This window comes from Paenibacillus pasadenensis (assembly GCF_023715725.1).
Lineage (GTDB): Bacteria > Bacillota > Bacilli > Paenibacillales > Paenibacillaceae > Paenibacillus_O > Paenibacillus_O pasadenensis_A.
Map to the genome: position 1 here is coordinate 20,868 of NZ_JAMBOT010000014.1, position 15,955 is coordinate 36,822.

Sequence of the window (15,955 nt, forward strand, 5' to 3'; positions counted from 1 at the left end):
AGAGGTCGAGCCCAGAGAAGCGCCAGCTATAAGAGTCAATTTCTAAAGCTTTGGCGCAGCGGCCAGTTTTTCACCAGATGTATAAAGCTTATAAATCTCTAATCCCTCGACTATCGTCCTAAAAGAATACACAATCTAACTCGGATGGAAGCAAGAAAATCGTGGAGGAAGCAATTATGAACATTCTTATTGCGGACGATGATCCCGACATGCTGGGCATCGTTGCCGCTTATTTTCGCAAGGAAGGCTTTCGTGTTCTGTCCGCGCGAAACGGGCAAGAGGCGATGGATCTGAGCGAGGAACATAACATTGATCTAGCCATACTCGACTGGATGATGCCGCAGCGGAGCGGAATCGAGGTATGCCGGGAGCTAAAAAGGCAGCAGTATGCCAAGGTCATTCTGTTAACCGCCAAAAGCACCCAGGAGGACGAGCTTAAAGCGCTCGAAAGCGGAGCGGACGACTACGTACGCAAGCCTTTTGAACCGCGGATTCTTATCCTGCGCGCCAAAAAGCTGCTTCATTTGGAGGATGCCGTAACGCTAGGCAGCTTGCGGGTCGATATGAGAGGCGGAAAAGTATATAAGGACGGCGTGGATTTAGAGGCAACGACGAAGGAATTCCAGATCCTGAAATGCCTGATTGAGCATAAGGGGCAAATTCTCAGCCGGAAAGCGCTGCTAGACCAGGTGTGGGGATACGATTATTTGGGTGAGGAAAGGACGGTTGACACCCATATCCGCAGGCTCCGCGAAAAGGTCGGAGAGAGCCTCATCAAGACGCACCGGGGCAGCGGCTACAGCTTGGAAGTTGCCCAATGAGCAGGCTGGGCCGCAAGCTGTTCTGGAGAATTTCTGCCATGCTGGCTGGCGTTTTTATCGTGTCATCCCTGATTAATACGTACTTTTTGCCCAAATATTTGCTGTATGAGAAAAAGACTGCTTTAGCGGAGCTGGCGGAAATCGTCGCCAATACCGGAACGGCTGAGCTGCAGCGCCGGGAGCCGGAGCTGGAACGATACTATGGCGCAACCATCGTCAGTATGGAGCTCCAGACGAATCTGGATGAGCTGAACGACCGGCTGCTGCGGCTGCTTGATGCGGAAGGAGTATCTCTGTCCAGGTTTTGGCTGTCGGAAGATGGATTGAACGAGCTGCTGCAAAACCGGCCGGTGTACAAGCTGTACAGCCAGTCGAAGCTTAGCACAAGTTTTCTCGTTACCTTTATGCGGGCGGACAACCGGATCATCGTTATCGGTTCTCCGGTTGCGCATTCCAGCCAGTCGCTGCACGCCGTCAATACGTTCAACGTCTGGATTGCTGCAGGAGGAATGTTATGTGCACTTGGCTTGGCATGGCTTATTGCGAGGGGGATCGTTCGTCCGTTGCAAAAGCTGTCGGGCAGCGCGGAAAGCATCGCCAGGCTTGATTTTCAGAAAACTGACATTCGTACGGGAGATGAAATCGAGCTGCTGGCTCTCAGCATCAACCGGATGAGCGACAAGCTTAAAGAGGCTCACGGCGCGCTTGAGGAAAAAAATATCCGGCTGCAGGGCTTTATTTCGGATATATCGCATGAGTTCAAAACGCCTATTTCACTCATTAAAGCGTATGCCTCCGGCATTCGGGACGGGCTTGACGACGGCACCTACCTGGATGTAATCGACCGGAAAACGGATGAGATGTCTGGGCTAGTCGACCGGCTGCTTCTGTTGGCGAAGCTGCAGCATGAGCCTTACCGGGTTGCGGATTTTTCCTTTCGGGAGCTGCTGGATGCGGCGCTGGAGCCGTATCGGGCCGCTGCGGAGCAGGCGGGAATCCGGTTCAGCGTAGAAGCTGATCCATTGCTTCAACGGTCCGTGCTGGGGGATCGGGACAAAATCGCCGTTGTGCTCGACAATTTTATTAGCAACGCGCTTAAATACTCGGCGGAGCCTGACGTTTGCATTCAGCTTAACGATGAAGGCGGCCGGCTTGGCTTTACGATCCGCAATGCCATTAAAAGCAGGGAGGGCCAAGATCCAAGCCTGCTTTGGCAGCCTTATTACGTGCTGGACAGCTCACGGAGCAAACCGCAGAGCGGCACGGGACTAGGGCTTTCCATTGTCAAAGCGATATTGGAAAAACACGGAGCTCCGCACGAGGTGCAGATCGTAAACGACGAAATCCGGTTTTTCTTTTCTCTGCCTTATGAAGAACAATAATAGAAACTAAAAGCCATAGCGCTGCCGGGATGTTCATCCTGCACCGTTATGGTTTTTTTGGCTCCGAATGCCATACCCGCGTAACACAGCTCTCTTATGATGAGGTTGTCAGTCAGCAAGCCATTGACCTCATTACGCTAATAGGAGAGAACGATATGAACAACTCAACGATGTTAATTACGGGTGGAACGGGTTCTTGGGGAGAAGAGCTGATCAGGCAGCTGCTGCTTATGGAACCTAAGGAGATTCGCGTCTTCTCGCGGAACGAGTCGCTTCAAGCCAAGCTGAGGCAAGCCCTCGGCGATGCCAGATTGCAGTTCATTATCGGCGATATCCGCGACAGATCGGAGTTGCTCAGCGCCTTCGCCGGCGTTGATTATGCATTCCATTTAGCAGCGCTCAAACATGTTCCGATCTGTGAAGAGCAGCCTGACAGCGCCTTAAAAACGAATGTCATTGGAACGCAAAATGTCATCGATGCCGCCATCGAATGCGGAGTGAAAAAAGTCATCTACGTCTCCACAGACAAGGCGTCGAACCCATCCAATATTTACGGGATGACCAAAGCGCTCGGTGAAAGGCTTGTTTTGCACGCCGACTCAAAATCAGCTACCAGGTTCGCCTGTCTAAGAAGCGGGAACGTCCTGGGCTCAGCAGGCAGCGTCGTTCCTCTGTTTTTGCGGCAGATTGAAATGAATCAGCATCTGAGTGTGACGGACCCAAGGATGACAAGATATTTTCTCACCTTGGAGGATGCCGTTCAAAAGCTGCTGTCTGCGATGGAGATAAGCCGCGGCGGAGAAATTTTCGTGACCAAAATGCCATCATGCAAAATCACCGATATCGCACAGGTGATGATTGAGCATTCCGGCAATACGCATTTGAAGCAGCAGGTAATCGGTATCCGGCCAGGTGAGAGGCTTCATGAAACGTTGATTTCGGAATGGGAAAGCAGCTGCGTGCTGGATTACAGCGAGGATCACTATGTTATTCTGCCGTCCGGATCAAGCGGCGGCTTGGCTGGAGAGCGGTTGCCTGTAGATGCAATCGGCAAGCGGAGCCAGAATTATTGTTCAGAGAACACAACGATATCCAAGGAGGAAACTTCGCTGCTGCTCCTGAAAGGAGGGTTCCTTGGTTGAAACGGACAATCGTTTTTACCGGAGGCGGGTCGGCCGGTCATGTAACGGCTAACTTGGTCTTGATGGAACGTCTACGAGAAGAAGAGAACTGGGATATTCACTATATCGGATCAAAAAACGGCATTGAGCGCAAATTGATCAACCGCTCCAAGCTGGCTCGTTATCATGCGGTTTCTACAGGCAAGCTGAGAAGATATTTTGCCATGGCTAATGCTACAGATTTGTTCAAGCTGATGGTCGGCATTGTCCAGGCAACGATCCGAATTTCCCGGCTCAAACCGAGCGTCGTTTTTTCCCTCGGCGGGTTTGTTTCGGTTCCAGTCGTTATCGGCGCAAGGTGGAATGGTGTTCCCGTTGTCATTATGGAGCCTGATCTTCATCCCGGCCTAGCCAACCGGATTTCCCGCCGATTTGCCCGGATCATGTGCACAACCTTTAAGGAGACTGTACGGAACGATCGTCTTGGCGACAAGAAGCTGGTTTATGTTGGACCAATCATAAAAGAGCAGCTGAAGCACGGCAGCCGTGCTAGAGGGATCTATGCTTGCGGCTTTGTAAGCGACAAGCCGATTCTGCTTGTCATGGGCGGCAGCCAAGGCGCGGACCGTATTAATGCAATCGTCAGAGAATCATTGCCTAAGCTGCTCTCCAGCTTTCAGGTTGTTCATATCTGCGGCCATGGAAAAACGGACTCATCCATACCGTCCAAGGAAGGATATGTGCAGCTTGAATACGCGCATGACGAGCTGCCTGATTTGCTGGCTATGGCGGATGTAGTTGTCTCAAGGGCGGGTTCCGGGGCAATCCATGAGCTATTGACGCTTCGAAAGCCGATGCTGCTCATTCCGCACACCGACGGGGGAGCGCGTAAAGGACAGCTGGCCAATGCGCAGTCCTTCCGGGATGCGGGTTACGCAGAGCTTCTGCTGCAAGAGGATCTGACCAGCCAATGTTTTATCAATGGGGTCGAGCATGTTTACGAGAAACGTATACAGCTAGAGAATCGAATGAAACATTTTCTTATCGAGGATGCCGCCGTTAAGGTCATTGATCTACTCCGGTTGTCAGCTGCTTCCAGAAAAGAGGTGAGTCATCATTCAAATATTCCCTAAAATATTGTTTATTATTTTCTTTCTGATTGTGCTCACCCTTTACCTTACCTTTCGGTCCTCGTAGTGCATTTTTGTCAAATTGGCGTAACAAAAGAGCGGTATGCTCGTACGTGAGGTGATTTTACTATGATTTTAAAACACAAAAAAATCAGATGGAGCTTAGCCAAAACGAGTCTGCTGGCTCTGTCCGTTCTGGCTGCAGCTTCGGGCTGCGGCGTTAATAACGGAGGGACTGCAAACAATTCCGGCAGCGGAGCGAATCCGCCCGGAACGACGGCTCCAACGGAGCAAGTCGCCAATAAAGAGCCAGCTGATTCGGCTTCGGAAAAGATGGCGTTTTGGAATGAGCAGCGCAAAGGCGCTAACTTTATGAATTCTACATCACTGCCCGGCAACTATGCTGAGGCCAGCAAGCAGGGAATCGAATTCATCCGGCTCGCTCCGGACAAATGGAGCAAGGACAGGGAGTTTCTATTTGAGGACAAACCGGACAAAACGCCGGATGTCGATTTTCTGATTGGCAGCTCGGATAAATACGAAGGGCTGGTAGAGGAGGATTTTCAGCGGCTGAAGGCGGATCTCGATGCTGCGGAAGCGAACGGGACAAAGGTGGTACTAACGGTGCTTAGTCTGCCCGGCAACCAGTGGAGGCAGTTCAACGGCCGCAAAAACGACGACCGGATGTGGCAAAGCCTTGAGTACCACAAACAGGCGGCGCAGTTTTGGAAGGATCTTGCGGAGCGCTTAAAGGATCACCCTGCGGTCATCGGCTACAATCTCATCAATGAGCCGCATCCGGAAACGGCGACCGGCTTCGAGGATTTTTGGGTGGAGGATTACGAGGCCTGGTACGCCAAGCAGAAAAATACGGCATCGGATCTGAATTTGCTGTACAGCGAAATTGTCAAAGCGGTGCGCACGGTGGACAAGGACACGCCGATCATGCTGGATTCCGGGCTTTACGCCACTCCATGGGCATTTAAATATTTAAAGCCGATCGACGATCCTAACGTGCTTTATGCATTCCACATGTATGAGCCGTACGAAATGACGAGCCAAAACCAGAATAAAGGATTCACCTACTCTTACCCTGGTAAGGTCAAGGTTGGCGGCGAAGCGAAGGAAATGAACTTTGACCGTGAGGCGCTGGAGAAGTTTTTGGAGCCGGTTGAGCAGTGGGCCAAGGATAACAGCATTCCGGCAAACCGCATCATTGCTTCCGAATTTGGCATTAACCGCATGGTGAAAGGCGCGGATCAATACATGGCCGATCTGATCTCTATTTTTAACGAAAAGGGCTGGCACTGGTCATTTTATGCATTCCGCGAGGATACTTGGGATGGCATGGATTATGAGATGGGAACCAAAAAACCGAACTGGAAGTACTGGGAAGCGATTGAAAAGGGCGAGCTGCCGGAGCGCAATCCGAAGGACGCGGACAACCCGATCTGGAACGCCATCGCAGATGATTTAACCAAATAATGGTTCGGAAAATGGCTGCTGTCCTTGCGCTGCTTTTGCTTCTCCTGATGGGAACCTGGTTTTATGCGGCCCGAATCGAGCCCAGGTCGTTGTCCGTGACGAACATCGAGATCACCAGCAAACAAGTGAGCGATTCTCTGGACGGAATTCGGATCGTACAATTTTCGGATACGCAGCTAGGAGAATCCTTTACGGCGCAACAGCTTGGCAATCTGGCTAAACGAATTAATTCCCTTCAGCCCGATCTAGTCGTATTTACCGGTGATTTGATCGATCATTATACCCGGTACGGCTTGGATAATCGCAAGCAAGCCCAGCGGGCGCTGGCTGGTATTAATGCACCGCTCGGCAAGTTTGCCGTATACGGAAACCATGACCGGGGCGGCGGCGGAAGCGGGAGATATGAGCGCTACTTGGAGGCAGCGGGTTTTAAAGTACTCGTTAATGAGATTTATCCCATCGTCACCGCTGACGGCGATAGGCTGGTTTTGGCCGGATTGGATGATTATTTGCTTGGCGAACCAAAACCGGAGTCGACATTGATGCAGCTTCGGCCGGACGATTTTAATCTCCTGCTGCTTCACGAGCCTGATCCGGCAGACCGTTTCAGCGAATATCCGATCGATCTTCAGCTATCCGGACACAGCCACGGGGGTCAGATTCGCATCCCGTTCATGGCGCCTCTGGTGACAACATCGCTAGGTGAAACTTATGTGGCAGGCCCGTACAGCCTTCCGGGACAATACCGTCCTATGACCCTTTATGTCAACCGGGGGATCGGAACGACACGGATGCCCTTACGCTTGTTTTCCAGGCCGGAGCTGACGCTGATTCGGTTGGCGGGTATGTAGGAGGATATTTGGGCAAAAAAAGCGCGAGACGCAGGAGAAAATCCTGTGCTCGCGTTTTATTGTGCATGCGAATGCCGTCTCCTTGATTAGGCAGGCAAACTTACTGGACGGTTTGTTCCGTTAAAATAAATTTTTCCACAACATGCGCTACGCCGTCTTCGTTGTTGGAGAGCGTAATATAATCCGCAATTTCCTTGAGCGGGGCTTGGGCATTGCCCATCGCTACGCCAAGTCCTGCCGCCATCAGCATTTCGCGGTCGTTCCAGCCGTCGCCCATGGCGATTGTTTCTTCCATTGTGCAGCCGATATGCTCCGCAATGAAACGGAGGGCGTGGCCTTTTGTGCCTTCCTTGTGCATGAACTCAAGGTAATGGGCTTTAGACTTGGTCATATGCACCCGGTCGCCGATTAGCGGCTGAAGCTCGGGAATCAATGCATCGAGACGCTCAGGTTCGTCGATAATGAGCATTTTAAGCAGCGGCTGACTCAGCAGCGAGTCGAAGTCCGGCGCAACGATAAACGGGATTTTGGAGTTGCGTGCATAGTCGCGCACTTTATCGTTGTCTTCACGAACGTACAGCTTGTCGTCGACATACAGCTGCAGATGCAGGCCGTTGTCCAGGCAGTATTGATTAAGCTCGGCTGCAGCATCGCTGGGAACGGTGCGCTCGTACAGCACCTTGCCGTCCAGCAGCGTTTTGACCAGGGAGCCCTGATACGTAATGATCGGGACGTTGAGCTGCAGCCCTTCGGCAACCTGCCGCGCGGAGGCGAACATGCGGCCCGTCGCCAGCGTTACCGTCACGCCATGCTCCAAAGCGCTTTTCAGCGCGGCGCGTGTATGTGGTGTCACTTCCAGCTCGTCGTTAAGCAGCGTATCGTCTACGTCGATGGCAATTAGCTTATACATGATTACTCTCCACTCTTTTCTCTATTTGTCGTTAGCCAGGTTCATTGTACCGGACACGCACGGGCGGGACAAGCCTGGCGTAAAATTGAATGCGGACTTCAAATAGGATAAAGTAGGTATGATAGTAAGGCCTGCGGGCAGAGTGGAGAGATCGAACATGTGGGAGCGCGGCACGGCTGCAGGGCAGCGGATGAAAACTTGGATTGTAGTTGGAGTGGCAGCGGCGCTAATCATCGGGTTTGCTGCGGGCAGAATTTCCATGACGGTTCAATTTCCGGTATTGAAGGAAAAAGTATTTGCCAACTTTAATGCCGCTTATAAAGAAATCCGGGCGGAGTATCTGTACGATACCGAGCCGGACAAGCTGCTGAATGGAGCAACCAAAGGGATGTTGGCGTCCTTGGACGACCCTTATTCGGTTTATTTGCCGGGTGATGAGGGGCAGGACTTTGTTCAGAGCTATCAGCCGGAATTCGTCGGCATCGGCGTACAGGTACGGCAGGAGGAAGGGCGTTTCCTCATTGATACCGTCATTAAGGACACTCCGGCGGAGAAGGGCGGCGTGCTCGCCGGGGATGAGATCGTGAAGGTGGATGGCACGGCTGTTCAAGGAACCACGATGGACAAGCTCGTTGCGCTGCTGCGCGGCGAAAAGGGCACCAAGGTGAAGGTGACGCTTGCCAGAGGCGGCGGTCCCGAAATGACGATGGAGCTGACGAGAGCTCCGATTCCGGTCACAACCGTTTCGCATAAGATGCTTCAGGATGGAATTGGACAAATTACGATATCGCGGTTTGCGGAATCAACGGCGAAGGAATTCGAGAAATCGCTCAAGGAGCTGCAGGGCAAAGGCATGAAAAAGCTCGTCATCGATCTGCGCTCCAATCCGGGCGGACTGCTCATTCCGACGATCGATATTGCCAGCTTCCTCATCCCTAAAGGCAAGCTTATTCTTGAGGTTGATTACAAGGACGAGAAGAAGGTCCAGAAGTATTATTCCAAGCAGAAGGAAAAGTTTGAGCTGCCGATTGCCGTTCTTGTCAACGGGCAGACGGCCAGCGCGGGAGAGGTGCTTGCGGCTGCGCTCAAGGAGTCTGGCGGGGCGACCGTTCTCGGAACGACCACGTTTGGCAAAGGTATTGTGCAGAGCTTTGGGCAGTTTAACGACAAGTCGGTGCTCAAGCTGACGGAAGCGGAGTGGAAAACGCCGTCCGGCAAGTCGATTCACAAAAAAGGCGTGGAGCCGGATCAGAAGGTGGATCTTCCTGCATACGCATCTCTGCCGATGCTGCCTTCCGGGGAAGAGCTCAAACAGGGCGATTACGGCGACTTTGTCAAAACGCTTCAATCGATGCTGGCGGCGCTCGGCTACGAGGCGGCCCCGGTGCCGGGCGTGTTCGGCGAGCAGACGGAGGAAGCGGTGCGCTTATTCCAGAAGCGCAGCGGTCTGGAGGAGAACGGCGTCGTCGGCGACCGCACCTCCTATGCGCTGATGGAGCAGCTGCGGGATTTGCTGCAGAAGGACGATCCGCAGCTGAAGGCTGCGATTGCGAAGCTGGGCGAGGCGGGGAAGTAGGCTGAGCGTAAGCTTGTTCAGACCATCTATTTTGTGAAATGAGAAACCGTAACAGCGGGGAAAACCTGCTGTTACGGTTTTTTGTTAAAGGTGAAGGATTCGGATTATCAGAGGTGCAAAGGAGAATTTTTATGCCGAGCATGCCGTTTTCCATTTGGATTGAAGCTGAACATTGGGCTGAAGGAGAATGGAACATACAGGATGGTAACACGGATGCAATCGTTACATTTGAAGACGGTTCTAGGTGGATTGCTTCATTTTATACATACAAGAACATTCTCACTCTTGCAGAAAAGAATCAAGGAACTGCAGAGTGTTTACAAGGAAAGTATTTTTGGAGCAGTGACATGGTATTAGTGGATGAATGCAGTCGTAACCGCATTGAAGAAGTGGTTGAACATTTAATAGAGCAATTCGATTTTGAATCTATTTTTAGTAAATGTGATGATTCAAATTAATACCAGTGGAAGCGCAAGCCTAAGTGAACAGCTCAAGGTAGAAGCCCTACGGCTACTGGGAAAAATGCTTCATCAAGCAACTATAATCTGGCATATGATTCAATTAATCTAGTCAAAAACTGATGGTAATCACAGCTTTGTAGATATGGTTTTATAATAGCTGGATTACTTAATAAATCGAGCAGCAGACGGGGACCATGCAAAGAATAAAGTGGTATGATTTTAGAAATACGAATGGAGAAGCGAGCATGATTCAAAGACGGTACGAAATAAGTAATGGACAGTGGGAACAATTTAAGGACATGTTCTCGCCCTATCAAACAGGACGTCTGTCAAAATTAATTAATCACACGATGTTTCTACATCCGTTCAAGCCCATCAACACAGTGCTGGGGCTAAAAAAACGCTGAAGGACACGCAACTCGTTACGACAAGTTGGGCAAGTCATTTCTGGCGTTTGTATACATTTCTTCCATGTTCAAATTGACTCAATAATGAGTTTTAAGACACGTCCTACATTAATTCAAATTTTTATTTACCGGTTGTTCATACCAGCCCAAAACAATTCTAGCCTTGATTGTGCTGGAGGAAGCAGGTAAAAATACAACAAAACTGCCGCCAGGCGGAATAATAATCTTTCCTTGCTCGTCGACGAGAATTGGGGAAGGCGGAACTTCTCGAGTAAAAATGTTAGTTCCTCCGCTCGGAACCCCTCTCGTTGATCTTACAAATTTCAGCTTGACTTTAGGTTTAGTGGGACGAGTCGTATTGGCAGGGCTTACGAGTGTTGAAGTGCTCGCAACTCCAGGGGGGGTAGTATTAACATAAAATTTTGCAGGGAAGGTTTTGTTGGACAAATTGTTTACCGTAAATGTGGCTAAGAATAAATTCACCCCAGAGTTAGCAGGATTAATTAGGCCACCCCACGCATTTGCGCCTTGGCCGGCTGTCAGCGTTTCCGTTTGCCCTATAAAGTATCTTCCTTGAAGAGATTGGTAAAGCTCGTTGGGAATGCTTACGACTTTAGGGAGTCGAACGGAATTTTTCAGACTACTCTTTTTAAGTTTCATTCTTTATCACTCCAGTACATACTTTTTACTTAAATGATATGAAAATGAATCTCTAAAGGTGCAAGAATGATAGAAAAATAGACCGCCTATCAGACTATTTTCGTGCGGGCTACCCGCAATAGTCGAAGGATGACGGCCTAGTTCCCGCGCGATCAAGCAAGTTAATATGTTAATAACATGCTCCATGATTGTTAATCCAATATTACTAATCGGATTTATTGGTTCTGTACTTAACTTTTGGTGACTGGAATAGTTTTTGGAGGAAATAAAAAAACACTAAGCATCCACTTAGTGTTTTTCTTTTACAACGGAAAGCCTTAATTACCTTCAAGTATCCACTTGCTTAGCTCTTTGTCAAATGTTTACAAGCCTAGTTACTGCTGCGTCAAAATGAGTGCGCCGCCCTCGCGAATCACCAGCGTATGCTCATATTGAGCGGAGCGTTTGCCGTCCAGCGTGCGGCAGGTCCAGCCGTCATTGTCAATGAACATTTCGAGCGTACCCTCGTTAATCATCGGCTCGATCGTCATCACCATGCCTTCCTTGAGACGGAAGCCTTTGCCGGGTTTGCCGACATGGGAGTAGTTTGGTTCCTCATGCACCTCGGAGCCTACGCCGTGTCCAAGCAGATCCCGCACGACCGAAAAGCCGTTGCTTTCGGCATGTTTTTGCAGAGCATGCATGACGTCACCGATGCGGTTGCCGGGAACGGCCAGGGCAATGGCGATATCCAGGCATTCCTTTGTCACTTGCATTAGCTTGCGCGACTCTTCGGAAATGTTCCCGACTGCATAGGTCCATGCCGAATCGCTGACCCAGCCGTCGGCTTTGACGACGATGTCGATTGTAGCCAGATCTCCGTCCGCAAGCGGGGTATCGTTCGGGAAACCGTGCGCAATCACATCGTTGACCGAGGCGCAGGTGGCGTATTTATAGCCTTTGTAGCCGATCGTATAGGGAATGGCGTCCTGGCTGCGAATGTAGTCCTCGACCATGCGCTCAATATCCATCGTCGTCACGCCTGGGCGGAGCATGGCGGCTATCCGGCGATGGCATTCCGCAACAATCCCCCCGGCCCGCTTCATTTGTTCAATCTGCTCCGGCGTATACAGTTTAATTGACATATTGATTCCTCTCTTTCTGTTCCTTGCTTCGAAAGCTCTGCCTTCTACGTTACTCCTGGGCAAGCAGTCAGGTCAACTGGAGATGGCTAAAGCAGCTCAAGGCGTAATCGTCTTTGCAAAGCCAAGCGCTGGTTCGCTCGAAATGGAGCGCAGCGAGAAAAACGGCGCAGACAAAAAGCCGGCTATAGACCGGCTTTCACGAGTGGAGCTATCGGGCTTTTCCGTCCCGGCTTTCATCCTTCAAGGACGGAGCGCTTTGTTTGCGGTTGTCATCATCGCTCAGAAAGCTTTCACGATTGCGGTCTCCCCGGCGGCGTCCCCATATGACGAGGAGGACAACGATGACGATGGTTGCAATAACGGCTACATTTAGAAAACCGCCCAGAAACAGAAAGGTATTTTTAACAGCTTCATTCATCGTTTGCTCACCTCTTGGACTACCTTACCCTGTGCCGGATGCTTCTACTCGTAAATAAGGGGCGATCTTGTTACAATTAGTGGACAGTATTCGCGGCTATAGAGCTGCGGGGAGGTACTACGCATGGAACAATTACCCTTTAAGCAACGCTGGTTAAAAGTGAAGGAAGCGGTAAAAGCTGCGGGTTACGGCAAAGTAATTTTGACATCGCCGGCAACGATCTTTTACCTGACCGGATTTTACAGCGAACCCCATGAGCGTTTTATGGCGCTTGTAGTTGAGCCGCAGCGAGACGGCTATGTGCTGTTTGTTCCGGCATTGGACGAGGAGAGCGCGCGCGGTGCGGCATATGTGGAGAAGCTTCTCCCGATTCGCGACACCGATCGTCCGTATGCCATATTGGAGCAGACCTGCGGCGACGCCGCTTGTCAGCTCGTCGGCATTGAGAGCTCCCATATCAGCCATGCACATTACGTGCAGCTTGCAAGTGTTTATCCTGCGGCGCAGTTCACAGACGCGGGACCGCTCATTATGGGCTTGAGGCTGGTGAAAAGCTCCGATGAAATTCTACGCGTAAAGGCTGCGGTCAGTCTGGCGGAGCAGGTGCTTGCGGAGGCTATCGCAAAGGTGAAACCAGGTGTAACCGAGCTGGATTTGAACGCTGAAATTGAATACCGGATGAGAGTGCTCGGCGGCGATAAACCGGCGTTTGAGACAATCGTTCTCGGCGGCGTTCGCAGCGCGCTTCCGCATGGACGGTCCAGCAGCTATAAGCTGCAAGAGAACGATTTTTTGCTCATTGACATGGGTGTGTTCAAGGACGGATACTGCTCGGATATTACGCGGACGTTTTTAATTGGCGAAGGAACGGAATCTCAACATCGCATTTATGAATCCGTACTAAAAGCGAACCGCGCCGGAGTTGCCGCTGTTAAAGCGGGCCGCCCGCTCAAGGAAGTGGATTTGGCCGCCCGTTCGGCGATTGAGGAGTTAGGCTTCGGACTGTATTTTAACCATCGGACCGGACACGGCATGGGATTGGAGGTTCATGAGCAGCCTTCCGTTCACGGCGAGAACGAAACATTGATGCAGAACGGGCTGCTGTTTACTGTTGAGCCTGGAGTGTACATTCCCGACCTTGGCGGAGTGCGGATTGAGGATGATGTGTACATTGGAAGCGACGGCGAGGCGCAGGTGCTGACTTCGTACTCTCGAGAGCTGACGCGTTTGTAGGATGCAAGCGTGCGCGATGAACGAGCCTGTGCATCTATGAAAAAAGACGCCAGCCATGGCGTCTTTTTTTGCTTCAGCCTTTAAAAAAACGGGCTGCTCTAGCTGTCCGCCTTCACCACAAGTGTAAAGTCATCGTAATGGAAAGCGGGAGCAACGATGCAGGTTACAAATACAGGTTCATCGCCAAGAGGGCGCGCGGTTTGCCAAGCGCCTGCAGGCACTAGCACCTGCGGAGACTGGCCGGCGGCGATATCGAGCCCAAGCACATGTTTTTGCTCCGCTTCCGGTTTGTCGCCAAGTCCGCCAATGGTCAGCTCAAGCGGACCGCCCGAATGGAACAGCCACAGCTCGTCCGACAGCACCTTATGCCAGGCGGATTCTTCGCCGGGATGAAGCAGGAAATAGACCGAGCTGGCGGCTGCCCGCGCTCCGGAATAAGGAGCTCCAAGCACCTCATGCGGAATTTCATAGGATGCCTTCCACATTTCCTTGAACCAGCCGCCTTCGATATGCCGATCCATGCCGAGCAGCTCAACGAATGGGGAGAGAGAAGCAGATGATTGAGTCATGGAACAATTCTCCTCTTTTTTATAGACTGGTACAACTATAGCATGAGCTTTTCGAGTTTCCAAACCCCGTAAATGCTTTTCGTGGACAACCGCGGATAGCAAATGGTAAGATACTGGAAGTTTAGAATCTTGTTGTTATTCGAAAAGAGGGAAATATGCCAGTGAAAAAGATTCAAGCAAGTTTGACGAGCCGGATTGGCGCGATTATGGCTGTCCCGCTCCTTGCAGGAGCGATTTTAGCCGGACCGGCTGCAGCAGCTCCGGCGAAGCCTCAGGTGAAAACGGCGGCCGCGGCCCAAGTCAAAACCGGAGCCATCTCTGTAACGCTGGACGGCAAAAAGCTTCCGCTGAAGTCGCAGCCGATTCAAAGCAAGGGCTACATACTTGTTCCGATGAAAGACATATTCAATTCGTTAGGCGCCTCGGTCACCTGGGAACCTAACACCAAAACAATCATAGCAACCAGCCACAACTATTTGACGATGACGCTTCAGGTCGGAGCCTCGCATGCAGTCGTTAACGGCAAAAACGTCAAGCTGGACGTGCCCGCAGCACTGAAAAACGGAGTGACCTACGTACCGATCCGCTTCGTTTCGGAATCGTTCGGTGCGATTGTCAAATGGGATGGGGCTTCGCGAGCGGTGCGCATCCAATCCGCCGAGTCCCAGATGGAAGAAGCAAGGATCAGGGCCGAGAAGGAACGCCAGGCGAACCGCCTGACAACGGCTGAAATCGTTGCAAAAAACGATGACAGCGTCGTTTTGATCCAGACGGACTTCGGTCAAGGCAGCGGCGTTGTGGTTGACAGCCATGCCGTGCTGACGAACCACCATGTCATGCAGGAAGCAAAATCCGGCAAGGTCATCATGAATGACGGCCGCGAGCTCACCATCCGGGGAGTCGCTTCATACGACGAAAAAAACGATTTGGCTATCATTGTAACGGAAGAGGATCTTGATGTTCCGGCAGTCGACTTCGGCAAGCTGGACGATATGGAAAAAGGAGATTCCGTAGTTGCCATCGGCAGCCCGCTAGGTGTGCAGAATACGGTAACCGAAGGCGTAATAAGCAATTTTGGCTACGACAACGGAAGCTTTTACTACCAAATTAGCAACCCGATTGACCACGGCAGCTCCGGCGGCGGTCTGTTCAATCAGTTCGGAGAGCTGATCGGCCTGACAACCTCGGGCTACGAAGATACGGCGGCCAACATTAATTTTGCCGTTTCTTCCGAGGATGCGATGTCGTTGTTATGGGAAACGGATCTGGAATCCGAGCAAATCAGCTTCCTGAAGTCCTCTCTGCCGGATACGCTGGAAGGCGCGTCTAACGAGGAGATCGTAAAGCTGCTGAAAAAAGAGTTCAACGGCGTCCCGGCAAGCGACGGCATGCTGGAGCTGAGCGACTGGAAGGTTAGCCGCGATGAAGCGGGCTGGCTGCAGCTGACGGCGAATGTGCATACCGGTTTTTACGATGTGTATGGCTCTAAAATGGAAAAGAACCTGCGCCTCTGGGCGTTCAACACGTACTATGACCTGCACAGGCTGCTTCCGAAGGAGAAAATCCAGCTGAATTTGTATTATGACAAAAAGGTTGACTTTGAACCGCGCGGATATGCTCCCGGTGTGGTCACGGCTCTTCCGGACGGCAAATGGCAGGTTCGTTATTCCATCTTGGATGTCCAGTTTAAAGACGAAGTATTGATTAAAATTCCATCTTAACGATTCCTGCACTTATACGTTTCAAATCTCTAGCCGCCGGGGCGAACCCCTGGCGGCTATTTCTTTTCCCGTCCGATTGGGGTATT

15 protein-coding genes are annotated in these 15,955 nt (G+C 51.3%); 11 read left to right on the forward strand and 4 right to left on the reverse strand.

All coding sequences use genetic code 11. The features are described 5' to 3' along the window. Positions 1-176: 176 nt before the first annotated feature. From M3223_RS21020 to M3223_RS21045, 6 genes are all read left to right on the forward strand, one after another. Entirely contained in the window at positions 177-821 is a 645-nt protein-coding gene (locus M3223_RS21020) for a response regulator transcription factor (protein WP_251565282.1), read from the forward strand. After that, positions 818-2,203 (forward strand): sensor histidine kinase, encoded by a 1,386-nt coding sequence (locus tag M3223_RS21025; protein ID WP_251565284.1) that lies wholly within the window; start codon positions 818-820, stop codon positions 2,201-2,203. Before M3223_RS21020 ends, M3223_RS21025 begins: the two co-directional genes overlap by 4 nt. A 155-nt stretch (positions 2,204-2,358) precedes the next feature. Beyond that, entirely contained in the window at positions 2,359-3,345 is a 987-nt protein-coding gene (locus M3223_RS21030) for a polysaccharide biosynthesis protein (RefSeq protein WP_251565286.1), read from the forward strand. Next, positions 3,342-4,457, forward strand: coding sequence for an undecaprenyldiphospho-muramoylpentapeptide beta-N-acetylglucosaminyltransferase (locus M3223_RS21035; protein WP_251565288.1), 1,116 nt, complete (start codon positions 3,342-3,344; stop codon positions 4,455-4,457). The genes M3223_RS21030 and M3223_RS21035 overlap by 4 nt, the downstream gene beginning before the upstream one ends. 330 nt (positions 4,458-4,787) lie before the next feature. Beyond that, positions 4,788-5,939, forward strand: coding sequence for a glycoside hydrolase family 5 protein (locus M3223_RS21040; protein ID WP_251565402.1), 1,152 nt, complete (start codon positions 4,788-4,790; stop codon positions 5,937-5,939). Beyond that, complete coding sequence (locus M3223_RS21045) at positions 5,939-6,790, forward strand: metallophosphoesterase (protein WP_251565290.1); 852 nt, start codon at positions 5,939-5,941, stop codon at positions 6,788-6,790. Before M3223_RS21040 ends, M3223_RS21045 begins: the two co-directional genes overlap by 1 nt. 100 nt (positions 6,791-6,890) lie before the next feature. Here M3223_RS21045 and M3223_RS21050 read toward each other — a convergent pair whose 3' ends face one another. Continuing rightward, entirely contained in the window at positions 6,891-7,700 is an 810-nt protein-coding gene (locus M3223_RS21050; RefSeq protein ID WP_251565292.1) for a Cof-type HAD-IIB family hydrolase, read from the reverse strand. 118 nt (positions 7,701-7,818) lie between these two features. On the opposite strand from M3223_RS21050, the gene M3223_RS21055 reads away from it, so the two are divergent. Both M3223_RS21055 and M3223_RS21060 read left to right on the forward strand, forming a co-directional pair. Beyond that, positions 7,819-9,276 carry a S41 family peptidase gene (locus M3223_RS21055; protein WP_251565294.1) on the forward strand — a complete coding sequence of 486 codons (1,458 nt, stop codon included), beginning with the start codon at positions 7,819-7,821 and terminating at the stop codon, positions 9,274-9,276. Positions 9,277-9,407: 131 nt separating this feature from the next. Next, the gene (locus tag M3223_RS21060) at positions 9,408-9,734 is read left to right on the forward strand and encodes a hypothetical protein (RefSeq protein WP_251565296.1); all 327 of its coding nucleotides are present in this window, start codon (positions 9,408-9,410) and stop codon (positions 9,732-9,734) included. Positions 9,735-10,252: 518 nt separating this feature from the next. Here M3223_RS21060 and M3223_RS21065 read toward each other — a convergent pair. Next, positions 10,253-10,804, reverse strand: a complete 552-nt coding sequence (locus M3223_RS21065; protein ID WP_251565298.1) for a DUF6143 family protein — start codon at positions 10,802-10,804, stop codon at positions 10,253-10,255. Between the two features lie 374 nt (positions 10,805-11,178). Next, positions 11,179-11,928, reverse strand: coding sequence for a type I methionyl aminopeptidase (map, locus tag M3223_RS21070; protein ID WP_251565300.1), 750 nt, complete (start codon positions 11,926-11,928; stop codon positions 11,179-11,181). A gap of 82 nt (positions 11,929-12,010) precedes the next feature. Here map and M3223_RS21075 point away from each other — a divergent pair, with 82 nt between their 5' ends. Both M3223_RS21075 and M3223_RS21080 read left to right on the forward strand, forming a co-directional pair. After that, positions 12,011-12,301, forward strand: a complete 291-nt coding sequence (locus M3223_RS21075; protein WP_251565302.1) for a hypothetical protein — start codon at positions 12,011-12,013, stop codon at positions 12,299-12,301. A 168-nt stretch (positions 12,302-12,469) separates the two neighbouring features. After that, positions 12,470-13,579 carry a M24 family metallopeptidase gene (locus M3223_RS21080; RefSeq protein WP_251565304.1) on the forward strand — a complete coding sequence of 370 codons (1,110 nt, stop codon included), beginning with the start codon at positions 12,470-12,472 and terminating at the stop codon, positions 13,577-13,579. Between the two features lie 98 nt (positions 13,580-13,677). Here the strand turns inward: M3223_RS21080 and M3223_RS21085 are convergent, their stop codons facing one another. Continuing rightward, the gene (locus tag M3223_RS21085; protein WP_251565307.1) at positions 13,678-14,148 is read right to left on the reverse strand and encodes a cupin domain-containing protein; all 471 of its coding nucleotides are present in this window, start codon (positions 14,146-14,148) and stop codon (positions 13,678-13,680) included. A gap of 161 nt (positions 14,149-14,309) precedes the next feature. On the opposite strand from M3223_RS21085, the gene M3223_RS21090 reads away from it, so the two are divergent. Beyond that, on the forward strand, positions 14,310-15,869 hold the full coding sequence (locus M3223_RS21090; protein ID WP_251565309.1) for a stalk domain-containing protein: 1,560 nt from the start codon (positions 14,310-14,312) through the stop codon (positions 15,867-15,869). Positions 15,870-15,955 lie beyond the last annotated feature (86 nt).

Excerpts from the sequence above, each read along its gene's own strand:
- M3223_RS21020 (WP_251565282.1), top strand. The coding sequence starts at position 177 with ATGAACATTCTTATTGCGGACGATGATCCCGACATGCTGGGCATCGTT.
- map (WP_251565300.1), bottom strand. The coding sequence starts at position 11,928 with ATGTCAATTAAACTGTATACGCCGGAGCAGATTGAACAAATGAAGCGG.
- M3223_RS21085 (WP_251565307.1), bottom strand. The coding sequence starts at position 14,148 with ATGACTCAATCATCTGCTTCTCTCTCCCCATTCGTTGAGCTGCTCGGC.
- M3223_RS21030 (WP_251565286.1), top strand. The coding sequence starts at position 2,359 with ATGAACAACTCAACGATGTTAATTACGGGTGGAACGGGTTCTTGGGGA.
- M3223_RS21055 (WP_251565294.1), top strand. The coding sequence starts at position 7,819 with ATGATAGTAAGGCCTGCGGGCAGAGTGGAGAGATCGAACATGTGGGAG.
- M3223_RS21040 (WP_251565402.1), top strand. The coding sequence starts at position 4,788 with ATGGCGTTTTGGAATGAGCAGCGCAAAGGCGCTAACTTTATGAATTCT.
- M3223_RS21050 (WP_251565292.1), bottom strand. The coding sequence starts at position 7,700 with ATGTATAAGCTAATTGCCATCGACGTAGACGATACGCTGCTTAACGAC.
- M3223_RS21075 (WP_251565302.1), top strand. The coding sequence starts at position 12,011 with ATGGCTAAAGCAGCTCAAGGCGTAATCGTCTTTGCAAAGCCAAGCGCT.
- M3223_RS21060 (WP_251565296.1), top strand. The coding sequence starts at position 9,408 with ATGCCGAGCATGCCGTTTTCCATTTGGATTGAAGCTGAACATTGGGCT.
- M3223_RS21065 (WP_251565298.1), bottom strand. The coding sequence starts at position 10,804 with ATGAAACTTAAAAAGAGTAGTCTGAAAAATTCCGTTCGACTCCCTAAA.
- M3223_RS21045 (WP_251565290.1), top strand. The coding sequence starts at position 5,939 with ATGGTTCGGAAAATGGCTGCTGTCCTTGCGCTGCTTTTGCTTCTCCTG.
- M3223_RS21080 (WP_251565304.1), top strand. The coding sequence starts at position 12,470 with ATGGAACAATTACCCTTTAAGCAACGCTGGTTAAAAGTGAAGGAAGCG.
- M3223_RS21025 (WP_251565284.1), top strand. The coding sequence starts at position 818 with ATGAGCAGGCTGGGCCGCAAGCTGTTCTGGAGAATTTCTGCCATGCTG.